Below are 12,731 nucleotides of genomic sequence, written 5' to 3' on the forward strand. Positions count from 1 at the left end.
CGATTCCGATGCTTTGAGGGGCTGTCACTCGTACGGAACTCGTTGGAGCGAGGCTTGCCCGCGAATCGGTATTCCAGCTTACATTTCTATCACCTGAGAGGACGCCTTCGCGGGCAAGCCTCGCTCCAACGGGACGCAGATTCGCTGCGTGCAAAGTGGCAACGCAGATCAGGCCTAGGGTGACCAGAATGAATTCCGGACGATTGTCGGCTATCCGATTCCGATGCTTTGAGGGGCTGTCACTCATACGGAATTCGTCGGAGCGAGCGGGCCCGCGAATCGGTATTCCAGCTGACATTTCTATCACCTGAGATGACGCCTTCGCGGGCAAGCCTCCAACGGGACGCAGATTCGCTGCGTGCAAAGTGGCAACGCAGATCAGGCCTAGGGTGACCAGAATGAATTCCGGACGATTGTCGGCTATCCGATTCCGATGCTTTGAGGGGCTGTCACTCATACGGAATTCGTCGGAGCGAGCGGGCCCGCGAATCGGTATTCCAGCTGACATTTCTATCACCTGAGATGACGCCTTCGCGGGCAAGCCTCCAACGGTCCACAGACCTTGTTGCTACTTCGCCTTCAACTTCAAATACGACTGATGCAGATCCGACGCCCAACCATCGAGTACCGCCTTGACGTCGTCTGGCTTCATGACCTGTGCCGAACTCTCCAAGGGGCTGCCGGAGCCTTTGCGCACCACTTGGGCGATGACCTTGTTGGTGTCGGCATCGAGGAACGCCGCTTCGGTGGCGATGGTGGTTTCCTGGTCACGAATCCCCGATGCGGTGCTGACCGCTGCCGCCACCAATGCGATGGGGATCACTTCGTAGGGTTTAAGGCCTTGAGTCTTGCTGGTGACCGCGGTGATCGCCGGTCTGATGATAATCGTGCCCGGGCCGGGCGAGGCGGCAATGGGGAGCGACTTGCCCAGTTCCCGTTTCAACGCCTGGTCGTAATATCGGGTGATGCCTTGCAGCGTACTTTGCGGGATTTTGTCGGTCGCTTGCGGCTTGGGATAAAACTGGCTCGGTTCGATGTAGGCGTTGGTGTATTTCGCGAGATTGAGCTGCGGGTCAATCCAACGCATCACGTCGGCACCAGAGGGTGATTTCTCCTGCTTGAGCTGGCTGTAATCCTTGAGAAACCCGGAATACTCATCCGGCTGGGTCACTGAACTGGCACATCCTGCAACCGTTACGGCAACCAACCATAACGAACTCATTTTAAGGGCAAGTGTGGGCATGGCTTCACTCCGTGAAGGGTCAGGCGCTTGGGGAATTAGCAAGTCACCGACTAGGTATAGCCGAGAAAACTGACTCGCGAACACACACCTGCCCATCGAAAATCAACCGCGCGGTGCGCACCAGGCCGCAACCGGCCAGCACACCGTTATCCAGACGCAGGCGCACGCTGAATTCTCCAGTGGGATGCTCCACCGACAATTGCTGGTCGGCAGCCTCGCTGGTTTGCGCGAGGCCATCTGCGACAGTGCCGCTGATCAGGCAGGCCGACGCCACGCTGACCGCGCCGAACACGCCAATCGAGACGTGGCATTTGTGCGGAATGAAACTGCGGCTGCTGAGGGTTCCGCCCGCTACCGGGGCGGCGATCAGGACCATTTTCGGCACCGTGCGCAGGCGGACATCACCCAGATTCATCAACGGACCCGCCTGCAAACGAATCGATTCGATGCGCTGTTTCAGATCTGCATCGGCGTCCAGCTCCTGACAGCTTTCATAACCGGTGCAACCCAGATCCTGCGCGCGGATCAGCACCGTCGGCATGCCATTGTCGATACAGGTCACTTGCACGCCGTCGAAACGGTCGACGGGATTGCCGGTCGGCAGCAAGGCGCCGCAACTGGAGCCGGCAATATCGTCGAACTCCACCACTACCGCCGCTGCGGTGCCGGGAACGCCGTCGATCCTGACGTCGCCGTCATAGTTCACCGCGCCGTTAGGGGTCTGAATGATCGCGGTGGCGGTCTGGCCGGTGTTCTCCATGTAGATCCTGACCCGGGTCTGCGCGCCCTGCACGGCGACCAGACCGCGCTCAATCGCAAACGGCCCGACGCCCGCCAGGATATTGCCGCAGTTCTGCCCGTAATCCACCCGGGGTTCGGCCACCACAACCTGGGCAAACAGGTAATCGACGTCCACGCCAGGCCGCTGGGAACGGCGAATGATTGCTACTTTGCTGGTCAGCGAGTCCGCGCCGCCCAGCCCATCGATCTGCCGCGCATCCGGCGAACCCATGGCCGCCAGCAGAACGCGGTCACGCGCCTCGGTATCGGCTGGCAGGTCGTCGGCCAGGAAGTACGCGCCCTTGGAGGTGCCGCCGCGCATCAGCAAACAGGGAATGCGGATCTGACTCATGGCTCAGCCCTCCAGTTGGTCGAGGCTGTCGTAGTATTTCAGGCCTTTCTCGTCAAGCCGCGCCCGCATGTTGTAGATATCCAGGCCCAGCTCGCCAGCCGCCAGGCGCAGGCGCTTTTGCTCTTCGAGGTCCGCCCGCTTGCGACTGGCATCGATAACCGCTGGCAGCTCGTCGCGACGCACGATGACTACGCCATCATCATCGGCCAGTACCACATCTCCAGGATTGATCAACTGCCCGGCGCAGATTACCGGAATGTTCACCGAGCCCAGCGTTTCCTTGATGGTGCCCTGGGCATGAACCGCGCGGGACCAGACATGAAAGCCCATCTCGCGCAGGGTCTTGGTATCGCGCACGCCGGCGTCCAGCACCAGCCCGCGCACGCCCCGCGCTTGCAGAGAAGTGGCGAGCAAGTCACCAAAAAAACCGTCGGTACACGGCGAACTCGGCGCAACCACCAGCACATCGCCGGGTTGGCACTGTTCTACCGCCACGTGAAACATCCAGTTGTCACCCGGCGCCACCAGCACGGTGACCGCCGAACCGCTCATGGCGATGTCCTGCTGGATGGGCCGAATGTTCGACGCCAGCAAGCCTTTGCGGCCCTGGGCTTCATGCACCGTGGCGACGCCATAGCGGGTCAGTTCGTCAATCAACGCTGAATCCGCGCGCTGAATGTTGCGAACCACGACGCCGGTCTTACCGACAAGATTGCTCATCCCAGATTCTCCGTTACGCGAGGGAAAATACTTTGATAGCCCTCGGCATAGATGATGTCCTTGCTGGCGGTGATGCCGATATTACGCTTGGCCTGCACACCCCGCTGCAAAGCGACGCGGGTGTAGTACTCCCACAAATGCTCCTGGCCAGCCATGCACTGGATGGCCGCGTACTTCTTGTCCCACACCGCCGTGATATCCAGCAAAACGTCGGGCTTCCAGTCGCACTGTTCAGGCTGATGCGGCTCGAAACTGTAGACCGGCGGCGCGCCGACGATTTTTTCGCCAGGTTTGTAACCTTCGGCCTGAGCGATGATGCGCGCTTCCTGGGTCAAATGGATGGCCAGCGGGTGATCGTAGTTGTAAGGGTCCTTGAGCGAGTGACTGAGGACGAATTCCGGTTGCACCCTGCGAAACACATCGGCGAGACGGAACAGTGTTTCCTTGTCGGCGCGCATCGGATAGTCGCCGATATCAAAGAACTCAACCGTGGCACCGAGAATATCGGCCGCAGCCTGAGCCTCCTCGCGACGCGCCGCCTTGACCTTGCTTTCGGTCATCTCGGCGCCTTTGCGCCACAGCTTGGCAGACTCGCCGCGTTCGCCGAAGGACAGGCAAACGATGTGCACGGCGTAACCCTGGGCGGTATGCGAGGCGATGGCGCCGCCGGCACGCCAGACGAAATCGGCAGAGTGGGCGCTGACAACCAAGGCGGATTTGTTATTTACGGTATTCATGGCCGGGGAAGACTCCCTTATTTATTTCGATAAATGCTGACAGGCTTGCTCTGGCCGGACTAATGCGTAAGGCTGGGCGAGCCATACGTTTTGTTTATCGGGGACAATCCCGAGATCTCTTCCCAGACCCAGAGGCCAAGATGCCGGACACTGCCCTGCCCCACCTGATGCAGATTCGCGCCTTTATCCGGATTGCCGAGCACGGCAGCGTGTCGCGCGCCTCTGAAGTGCTGCTGCGGGCGCAGTCGGTGGTGACCCGGGCGATTCGCGATCTGGAAGTGAGCCTCGACGTGCCACTTTTCGAACGCCATGCCAGCGGCATGCTGCTGACGCCTTATGGCAAAGCCATTCTGCCCAGGGCCCGCCGGGTGATGGCCGAGCTGGAGGCGATCCCGGCCCTGCTTGGTCACGCGCCCCACGAACCGCTGTATCTGTTGCAGACCCGGCGCTTGCAAATCTTCGTCAAGCTCTGCGAAACCCAGCACATGCAGACCGTCGCGCGCTCCTTCAACCTGACGCAACCGGCCATCAGCGCCGCGCTGAAGATGCTTGAAGACGGCGCAGGCAAGGTGTTGTTCGAACGAACCGCCAGGGGCCTGCAACCCACCCGCGCCAGCAACGACATCCTTTATCCGGTGCGCCGCGCCTTGAACGAGCTACGCCACATCCGCGCCGACGTGGCGCTGATCAAAGGTTCGCTGCAAGGTCTGGTCACCGTTGGCGCGTTGCCGCTGGGCCGCACGCGCATCCTGCCGGAAGCCTTCGTACGGCTGCTGGCCGAACATCCCGGTGTGCGCGTGGCCACCAATGAAAGCCCGTTCAATCTGCTGGCCCTGGAGCTGCGCGCCGGTGATGTGGACTTCGTGTTCGGCGCCTTGCGCCCGCAGGACTACGCCAGTGACCTGCACGGGGAAAAGCTGCTGACCGAAGAAATGGTGATCCTGGCCGGACGCGGCCATCCGTGGCTGCAACGTCGCATCACTCTGGACGATTTGACCGACGCCAGCTGGGTGTTGCCGCGCGCCGATACCCCGGCACGCCGGCTGCTGGAAGCGCACTTCGCCGAACTGGGGCGCAAACCGCTGGTGCCGGTGGTGGAAACCGGCGACATGGCGATCATCCGCGGTTTGCTGATGCGCTCGCATATGCTGGCGATCGTTTCCGCGCATCAACTGGAGTACGAAATTGCCTCCGGGGAATTGCAGAAGCTGAAGCTGCAGCTAACGGATACCCAGCGCGCAATCGGCCTGATCTACCGCACCAACGGCCTGCACTCCCCCGCAGCCGAAGCGCTGATCGAATGCATTCGGAAGGTGGCGCGGGAGGTCGACAGCGACGATCAAGCGGTGGTGGATGGCGTCTTGCCCGCTACCGAATAAAGCACTTGCTGGTTGCGAGTCTTCTGGAATTCTTCCAGAGACAAGCCTTTCATCGCCGAGTAAATATGCAGGTTGGACACCCCGACCACGGCGCCGAGCTTTTCCAGCAGGAAGAAAATCACCCCATAACGAATCAGACCCTGCCAGTCTCGGGCCTGCACCAGTTCGCACTCTTGATCGGTGAGCTGGTGCTCCGCGAACAAGGCCTGCGGCTCTTGCAGAAAGCGCTGGCGCCAGGCCGGATCGATCAGGTTGTGCAGGAAACGATTGAGCCGATAGGCCTTGTGGCTGCGCTCCAGCGTGAACGGGTAAGTGCCTTCGAGTTTTTCCACGCCTGCCAATTGATGATTGATGTGATCGCGGTGGCGTTGCTGCACATCCACTGGCACGTCCCGGGCCTGATTTTCCAGCAGCAAAGTGGCAATGCCGGTCATGGAAGGCAGGTAGTAATCCTGATGCAGGATTTTCACATTGGCCGACAAGGCGCCGCGCATGATCAGCCAGGTGATGACCTCGGAGCCTTCCATGCCGCCGAGGGTGGCGTATTCGGCCAGGGTGATTTCCGTCAGACGCTGCGGATCATTGACGAACAGGTCGACAAATTGCGCATCCCATTCCGGGTTGTTGAAGCCGCAACGCTCGCCATGCACCTGATGGGACACGCCGCCGGTGGCGACAATCGCCACCTTGAGGTCTTCCGGGTAACTTTCGATTGCCCGACGCAGCGCCTTGCCCAAGTTGTAACAGCGTTTGGCGCTGGGGATCGGGAACTGCAACACGCCCACCTGCAACGGCACCACGTCTACCGGCCAGCCGTCCTTGAACGGCATCAAGGCCGACATCGGCGAAAACAGTCCGTGATCAATGGGTTTGTCGCGGAAAAACGACATATCGAACTCGTCTGCCATCAGGCTGTTGCCGATATGCCGGGACAATGCTGCATGGCCTCCAATTGCCGGAAGATTGCGCTTGCCACCGCCCTCGTCGGCGACTTCGTAGCGCTCATCCACGCCCAGCGCGAACGCCGAATAATGGTCGAAAAAGAACGAAGTGACATGGTCATTGAAGATATAAAACAGCACATCGGGTTGCTGATCCGCCAGCCACGTCTTGATGGGCTTGAAGCTTTCGAAGATCGGTGCCCAGGCGGCCTCGTCCTGCTTGTCGTGATCGACCGCAAAGCCAATGGTCGGCGTGTGTGAGACGGCCAGTCCGCCAATGATTCGCGCCATATGAAAATCCCCACGTTGTAGAGGTAAAAGAAGTCGGGCCCGCAACCGGGCTCGAACAATATCAGTGGCCCGGCTGCGCCTGCAGTTGCCCGGAGGTCGCCCGAGGACCGGCCATGATTGCAATGGCCGCCAGCACCGCCGGAACACCCAGCACGGCGAAGATCACGCTCATCGGCAGACCAAGGCTCAACAGTGCGCCGCCGCTCATGGACGCCAATATGCCGCCAAACCGACCAATACCCAGCATCCAGCTCACGCCGGTAGCGCGAAAATCCGTCGGATACTGGCCGGGCGCGAAAGCGTTGAGCCCGGTTTGCGCGCCGTTGATGCAAAAACCTGAGGCAAACACCAGCACACCCAATGCCCACGCGCCGACCTCAACGAAGCCAAGGGCAAAAATACACGCTGCCCCGCCGACATAAGCCAGGGCAATGACCGCCTTGGGATTCAGGCGATCCATGAAAAAACCTACCAGCACGATGCCGATCAACCCGCCGAACTGAAACATGGCGGTGACAATGGCCGCGCGCTCCAGACTCACCCCAGCGTCCTTGATCAGGGTCGGCATCCAGCCGGTCAGCAAATAAATCACCACCAGGCCCATGAAGTAGGTGCACCACAAACTGATGGTGCGCCAGCGGTATTGCGTGGTGAACAAATGGCGGACTTTGCTGCCGGCGGATTCCCGGTTGGTCGGACCTGAAGTGGCGAACACCACGTCATCGGCAAACTGGCCGCCCATGCGCCGCAATACCGTGAGGATGCGTGGCCGAGGGAAACCGCGATTGATCATCAGATCCACGGATTCCGGCAGCAGGAAATACAAGACCGGCAACAGCAACAATGGCAGCACGCCGCCCAGCAGCAACACGGCATGCCAGCCAAACTGCGGCACCATCCACGCCGAGACAAAACCGCCCGACGCCGAACCCAGGCCGAAGCCCATGAACATCAGCGTAATCAGCAAGCCGCGCAGACGCTGCGGAATGTATTCAGACAACAGCGTCGTGCTGTTGGGCATGGCAGCGCCCAGGCCGAGGCCGGTCAAAAAACGTAGCGCGGCCAATTCCATGGGCGAGCGGGCGAATGCACAGGCCACGCTGAACAGGCCAAAGGCGGCCACCGACCAGAGCAGTACGCGGCGACGCCCCAGGCGGTCCGAATACGGGCCGGACACCAGCGCGCCGACGGCCAGCCCGACCATCGCCGAGGCCATGATCGGACCGAAAGCGGTGCGCGAAATATTCCAGTCCTGGATCACCGCAGGCGCAATAAAACCCATGATCGCCGCATCAAGTCCGTCAAACGTGACGATCAGAAAGCACAGCAGAAGAACCAGCCATTGATAGCGGGAGACGGAGCGCCCATCAATCCATTGTTTGATGTCCACGGCGGGAGTGTGCATGGAGGTACCTTTTATTATTGTGAGAGTTCAATTGGTACGGCCGAGGCAGGCCGACAACTGTAGCCGAAGCTTAAGCCAACGGCGGGTTGTACCGGCCTGTGAAGTGTTTAAGCAGGCATCGTTTTTATTTATAAGCGTGCTTTCAGTGCAGCGATTTGGCGGGATACAGCGCGTCCACCAGCACCTGCCAGGCAAAGGGTTCGGCATAGACCAGATCATTGCGGGCCATGCTTTCCACCAGGCCCCGCTGCGTGGCGACAATCGCCTGGCTCATGTTCGGCCTCACGCCGACATCGGCTGCGGTCTTGGCCACCTCTTCCATTTCCTCGGCTCGTCGACGACCGTGCTCGGCCACGCGGCTGATCAGATAATGCGGTTGCCGCGCGTTCCAGCCCATGTCCGGGAAACTCTTGTGCAACGACGCCAGAACCATTTCCTCGGCGCCATACTGCCGAGCCGTCGACAGGCATTCGGTGGTCAGCGCCTCCAGCCCCTTGATCATGATGCTGCGACACATCTTGATCGCCGATGCGACGCCGACGCTGTCCGCCACCACTCGCACGTTGAAGCCCAAGGGATCAAGCCAGCGCTGCAAGGCCATCGCGTCTGCACCGCCGAGCAGAATCGGGGTCTGCAAGCGTTGCGGCGGGACCGGAGCCATCACTGCTGCATCGATGTAGAGTGCGCCGCTGGACTGCAAGGCGTTGCTGGCGGCCTGCTTGGTGGTGGGCGCTACCGAATTGAGGTCCATGAATAGCTGACCCGGCTGCATATAACCGGCCAGTCCAGTAGCCACCGCCAGCGCCGAACCTGCCGTGACGGCGGAGATCACCAGCTGCGCGCCCTGCACCGCTGCGGCTGCCGATTCACAGACTTCAACTTTGGCGCTGGCGGCCTTGGCCAGCAGCGCGTCGCGCCGCAGCGGATCGTCCAACAGACGATCATAAGTACGCACGCTGACGCCTTGCGCGGCCAGATCCTGGCCAATAATACCGCCGGCCTCGCCGAAACCGATGAGTGCGACAGATGTTAATGGGTTGATGGCAGTCATTTGGCTGTGTCCTCCAGGGCCAGCTGCGATGCCGGCGCCGTTGATTCAGTGGGGTTTAAATAGGCGTCGAAACGCTGGCGGTCGAACAGGTTTTCCCAGCGGCAGATAACAAAGACCGCGACGCTGTTGCCGATCACGTTGGTGGTTGAGGTGGCAATCGCCAGCACCCGGTCGATGCCGAACAACAGGCCCAGAGAACCCAGCGGCAAGACGCGTACCGACTCCAGCGTCGCGGCCAGCTTGATCACCGCGCCGCCCGCGGCACCGGCGCCGCCCTTGGAGGTCAACAACATGACCCCGAGCAGGCTCAATTGCTGGGCGAAACTCAAACTGGTGTCGGTGGCCTGGGCAAGAAATCCCAACCCGCAGGCCATGTACAGGCAGGCACCATCAATGTTGAAGCTGTAACCGGCTGGCAGCACGAAGCCGACAACGGCTTCGTCGCAACCGGCCTGGGTCAGTTTGGTTACCAGTTTGGGAAACGCCGCCTCGCTGGACGCGGTGCCCATGGCAATGATCGCTTCCTCCTTGATGACCCGCAGAATCTTGATGATCGAAAAGCCCGCCAGCGCCGCCACGCTGCCCAGCACCAGAAAGATGAAAATCAGCACGCTGGCGTAATAGGTGAGGATATAGCGCAGCAGGTAAAGCAGCGTTTGCGAACCGAATCCGCCCACCGCAGCGGCCATCGCACCAAACGCGCCGATGGGCGAAAGCCGCATGATGTAACCCAGCAGCTTGAAGGTGACGGTCTGCCCCTCGGTAAGCAGGCGCATGCCAACCCAATCCGGCTTGGCGCACTGGGCAAGGGCCAGGCCGACCAACACCGACACAAACAACACCGGCAGGATGTCGCCGTCGACAAAGGCTGAAGCCAGGGTTTTCGGGATGATCGACAGGAAGAAATGCTCAAGACTGAAGCTGCCGCCAGCCATCGCCGCATTGACCGTCGCCGCCTGACCGGCAGCCAGTTGATCGCCCATGTGCGCGTGCAGCCCGTCGCCAGGACGCACGAGGTTCACCACCGTAAAACCCACGACCATGGCCAGCGTGCTGACCACTTCGAAATAGATCAGGGTCTTGATACCGATGCGCCCCAGCCGACGAAAATCGCCGATATGAGCGATGCCGTGGACCACCGTGAAAAAAATGATCGGTCCCAGCAGCATCTTCAGCAACGCGATGAAGGCAGTGCCCAGCGGTTTCATTTTTACGGCGATTTCAGGTGCCAGAAGGCCCAGCGCGATGGCCAGCGCCATGGCGATGAGCACCTGAATGTAAAGCTTTGCGAGTAGTTTCATGAGGCTCTCGGCATTGTTTTTATTGCCGAGAAGGGTGGCACGTGCGGCCAACCCCGGATAATGCGTTCAGCTTGAACTGCTATACCTTTCCTTTATAACTGGATCGGCCAATCCGACTGGTTCAGGCGCTGCGCTCTCCACCGCTGTCATATCAACCCCGGTTGCATTCGGCAGACACAACGCGGCCAGAAAGCCGATCAGGTATGAGCCGATGGCGAAAGAGCCCATGGCCACGGGCAGGCTCATGTGAATCGACGCGAAGCCCACTGCCGCAGGCATGATCGAACCGAAACCCCGACCGAAGCTGGTACAGAACCCTGCGCCATTGGCGCGCATGCGGGTCGGGTAAAGTTCCGAGAACGTCAGCGGCAGACCCGACGCCAATCCACCCTGAAAAGCGCCCAGCAACAGGCCCAACGCGAGGATCACGTTCATGCTGATATCGGCGAACATGTACACCGACACCACAATCGCCTGACACACCAGAAACAACATGAACGCCCTGCCCCGGCCAATCCGGTCGCTGAGCAGACCATAGATGAACGGGCCCAGCAGCGAGCCGACGATGTTTACAGCCAGATACCCCGAAGTGGACGCGATGGGCAGGTTGAGCACCGTGCGCATATAGGTCGGCAGCCAGGTGATCATGATGTACGCGCCACCAAAGATACCGCTGGCCAGCACGGTGCTGATAATCGTGACGCGACGGTGCTCGGCAGCGAAAATCGCCCGCACGTCGATGGGTTTGTGGAGTTTGCGGGTCTGATTGAAGGCAGCGGACTCCGGCACCAGGCGCCGGATGAACCAGATCAGCAATGCGGGCAACAAACCAATGGCGAAAAATGCCCGCCAGGCGATGTCTTCCGGCAGGAAGTTGAACAGCACCGGCATGGTCGCCAGTGAAATCGCGTAACCCACCGCGTAGCCGCTCTGCACCGAAGCGGCCACGCGACCGCGCAATGCAGGCTTGATCGCTTCGCTGATCAGTACCGCACCGACCACCGCTTCGCCGCCGTAACCGATGCCTTGCAGAAAGCGCACAGGGAGGAAACTCCAGAAGCCGGTGCAGAACGCACCCATGCAGGTGAAGATCGCCACCCACAACACGGTGCCCTGCATGACCTTGATCCGGCCATAACGGTCGGCCAGCATCCCCGCGCCCCAGCCGCCCAATGCACTGCCGATCAAGGACACCGACCCCAGCAACCCGGCATCGGACTTGCTCAGGCTAAGCACCGACAGCAATACCGGCATCATCAGCGCGAAGATGGTCGAGTCCATGGAGTCGAGGGTAAATCCACCGAAACAGGCCCAGTACGTGCGCTTCTCGGTGGACGTCAGATCGGAATACCAACCCAGTCGCATATGCTCATCCTTATTTTTATGGCAATAAGGACGAGGTTACCGGGATAGATGCTGCTGCCTGGCGCGAAAGCTTTATCGAGCCCACGCTATTGTTTATATCGCTCTCCTTACACGCACGAAGCTTACGCAGCGTCCGCTGGAGCGAGGCTTGCCCGCGAACCAGACGCCTCGGTGGACCAGACACCGCGCGGTATCGTTCTTCCCGGACAAGTCCGGTCCTACCGGGCCGATACAAAACCGGCAGGGAGGGACTAGACCCCGAGAGGCAGGCCCGGCTAACCCAAATCTACCTGACCCAACTCGATAGCCTGTGCCGACGCGGTTTTGTTGGAGCGAGGCTTGCCCGCGCATCAGTCGCCTCGGTGAGTCAGACCCACCGCGTTATCGTTTTTCCCGGACAAGTCCGGTCCTACCGGGCCGATGCAAAACTGGTAGGAGGGGACTTGTCCCCGAGAGGCAGACCCGGCTAACCCAAATCTACCTGACCCAACTCGATAGCCTGCGCCGACGCGGTTTTGTTGGAACGCATTTCAATCAGTGCGGGTCTTTGACCGCCTCAATCCATGCCGGATCAAGCCGAGTTTGCTCCGGGCTGATGCTCAAGGCTGTCATGCGTTCCTTGTGTTGCTCGCTATCCCTGAGCAGCTCGCTGTGGGCGCCGGTATTGCCATCGAGCTCATGCATTTGCGCCAGCGCCAGATGGTAGAAGCGTAGCAGTTTGATCGCCGCCGGATCATCGGCCGCCACGCCGGACTTTATGTGGTGCATGACGTTGGTAATGCGCATCAGGTTGCGTTTGAGTTGCCAACCGTAGACCGCCGCCGCCATCCACGGCTGTGGCCAGAATATGAAGCGAACCAAGGCAATCATCAGCAGCAACGCGACGATAACGCCTCCCAGGTTCAGGCTGAAATTATCGCCATCGGGCACACCGAACAGGTGCACCGCGAGGCTGGAAAGCGCCATGGCCAGCACCGCGAAGGTCACGGCGATGATCAGCGTGCTGCGTCGCGTCTGGCTGCGGTAGGTTTGTGGGTTCAGCGGTTTGATCTCGAACATCACACTTGTGGATTCCGTGGTGGTTGGCAGGAGCGGCAAGCGGGGCATTATCAACGCTAAACGATGCATTACACAGCTGATGCGCCACCGCCCGCTTGTCGCCGGTC

General features: G+C 60.4%; 11 protein-coding genes. 1 reads left to right on the forward strand and 10 read right to left on the reverse strand.

Annotation, left to right across the window (positions count from 1 at the left end; genetic code table 11):
- Positions 1-568 precede the first annotated feature (568 nt).
- The 4 genes from AFK24_RS18725 to galB are packed head-to-tail and all read right to left on the reverse strand — an operon-like array spanning position 569 to position 3,832.
- Positions 569-1,243 (reverse strand): DUF3313 domain-containing protein, encoded by a 675-nt coding sequence (locus tag AFK24_RS18725; RefSeq protein WP_065834643.1) that lies wholly within the window; start codon positions 1,241-1,243, stop codon positions 569-571.
- Positions 1,244-1,286: 43 nt separating this feature from the next.
- On the reverse strand, positions 1,287-2,375 hold the full coding sequence (locus tag AFK24_RS18730; RefSeq protein WP_065834644.1) for a 4-oxalomesaconate tautomerase: 1,089 nt from the start codon (positions 2,373-2,375) through the stop codon (positions 1,287-1,289).
- Positions 2,376-2,378: 3 nt separating this feature from the next.
- A complete protein-coding gene (locus AFK24_RS18735) occupies positions 2,379-3,095 on the reverse strand; it encodes a 4-carboxy-4-hydroxy-2-oxoadipate aldolase/oxaloacetate decarboxylase (RefSeq protein WP_065834645.1) in 717 nt (238 codons plus the stop codon).
- Entirely contained in the window at positions 3,092-3,832 is a 741-nt protein-coding gene (gene galB / locus AFK24_RS18740; RefSeq protein WP_065834646.1) for a 4-oxalmesaconate hydratase, read from the reverse strand. The genes AFK24_RS18735 and galB overlap by 4 nt, the downstream gene beginning before the upstream one ends.
- A 140-nt stretch (positions 3,833-3,972) precedes the next feature.
- Between galB and AFK24_RS18745 the strand changes: the two genes are divergently transcribed.
- A complete protein-coding gene (locus AFK24_RS18745) occupies positions 3,973-5,211 on the forward strand; it encodes a LysR family transcriptional regulator (RefSeq protein WP_065834647.1) in 1,239 nt (412 codons plus the stop codon).
- Here the strand turns inward: AFK24_RS18745 and AFK24_RS18750 are convergent.
- The 6 genes from AFK24_RS18750 to AFK24_RS18775 form a co-directional block, all read right to left on the reverse strand.
- On the reverse strand, positions 5,172-6,443 hold the full coding sequence (locus AFK24_RS18750; RefSeq protein WP_065834648.1) for a gallate dioxygenase: 1,272 nt from the start codon (positions 6,441-6,443) through the stop codon (positions 5,172-5,174). The genes AFK24_RS18745 and AFK24_RS18750 overlap by 40 nt on opposite strands.
- Positions 6,444-6,504: 61 nt before the next feature.
- Complete coding sequence (locus tag AFK24_RS18755) at positions 6,505-7,848, reverse strand: MFS transporter (protein ID WP_065834649.1); 1,344 nt, start codon at positions 7,846-7,848, stop codon at positions 6,505-6,507.
- 142 nt (positions 7,849-7,990) lie between these two features.
- Positions 7,991-8,899 carry an NAD(P)-dependent oxidoreductase gene (locus AFK24_RS18760; protein ID WP_065834650.1) on the reverse strand — a complete coding sequence of 303 codons (909 nt, stop codon included), beginning with the start codon at positions 8,897-8,899 and terminating at the stop codon, positions 7,991-7,993.
- On the reverse strand, positions 8,896-10,200 hold the full coding sequence (locus tag AFK24_RS18765) for a cation:dicarboxylate symporter family transporter (protein WP_065834676.1): 1,305 nt from the start codon (positions 10,198-10,200) through the stop codon (positions 8,896-8,898). Before AFK24_RS18765 ends, AFK24_RS18760 begins: the two co-directional genes overlap by 4 nt.
- A 66-nt stretch (positions 10,201-10,266) precedes the next feature.
- Complete coding sequence (locus tag AFK24_RS18770; protein ID WP_065834651.1) at positions 10,267-11,565, reverse strand: MFS transporter; 1,299 nt, start codon at positions 11,563-11,565, stop codon at positions 10,267-10,269.
- Between the two features lie 534 nt (positions 11,566-12,099).
- Positions 12,100-12,624 (reverse strand): DUF3087 domain-containing protein, encoded by a 525-nt coding sequence (locus AFK24_RS18775; protein WP_065834652.1) that lies wholly within the window; start codon positions 12,622-12,624, stop codon positions 12,100-12,102.
- Positions 12,625-12,731 lie beyond the last annotated feature (107 nt).

The sequence above is a fragment of the Pseudomonas syringae genome, from assembly GCF_001698815.1.
Lineage (GTDB): Bacteria > Pseudomonadota > Gammaproteobacteria > Pseudomonadales > Pseudomonadaceae > Aquipseudomonas > Aquipseudomonas syringae_A.

What these genes read in the sequence shown, in the direction of transcription:
- AFK24_RS18725 (WP_065834643.1), bottom strand. Translation starts at nt 1,243, where the DNA reads ATGCCCACACTTGCCCTTAAAATGAGTTCGTTATGGTTGGTTGCCGTA.
- AFK24_RS18730 (WP_065834644.1), bottom strand. Translation starts at nt 2,375, where the DNA reads ATGAGTCAGATCCGCATTCCCTGTTTGCTGATGCGCGGCGGCACCTCC.
- AFK24_RS18735 (WP_065834645.1), bottom strand. Translation starts at nt 3,095, where the DNA reads ATGAGCAATCTTGTCGGTAAGACCGGCGTCGTGGTTCGCAACATTCAG.
- galB (WP_065834646.1), bottom strand. Translation starts at nt 3,832, where the DNA reads ATGAATACCGTAAATAACAAATCCGCCTTGGTTGTCAGCGCCCACTCT.
- AFK24_RS18745 (WP_065834647.1), top strand. Translation starts at nt 3,973, where the DNA reads ATGCCGGACACTGCCCTGCCCCACCTGATGCAGATTCGCGCCTTTATC.
- AFK24_RS18750 (WP_065834648.1), bottom strand. Translation starts at nt 6,443, where the DNA reads ATGGCGCGAATCATTGGCGGACTGGCCGTCTCACACACGCCGACCATT.
- AFK24_RS18755 (WP_065834649.1), bottom strand. Translation starts at nt 7,848, where the DNA reads ATGCACACTCCCGCCGTGGACATCAAACAATGGATTGATGGGCGCTCC.
- AFK24_RS18760 (WP_065834650.1), bottom strand. Translation starts at nt 8,899, where the DNA reads ATGACTGCCATCAACCCATTAACATCTGTCGCACTCATCGGTTTCGGC.
- AFK24_RS18765 (WP_065834676.1), bottom strand. Translation starts at nt 10,200, where the DNA reads ATGAAACTACTCGCAAAGCTTTACATTCAGGTGCTCATCGCCATGGCG.
- AFK24_RS18770 (WP_065834651.1), bottom strand. Translation starts at nt 11,565, where the DNA reads ATGCGACTGGGTTGGTATTCCGATCTGACGTCCACCGAGAAGCGCACG.
- AFK24_RS18775 (WP_065834652.1), bottom strand. Translation starts at nt 12,624, where the DNA reads ATGTTCGAGATCAAACCGCTGAACCCACAAACCTACCGCAGCCAGACG.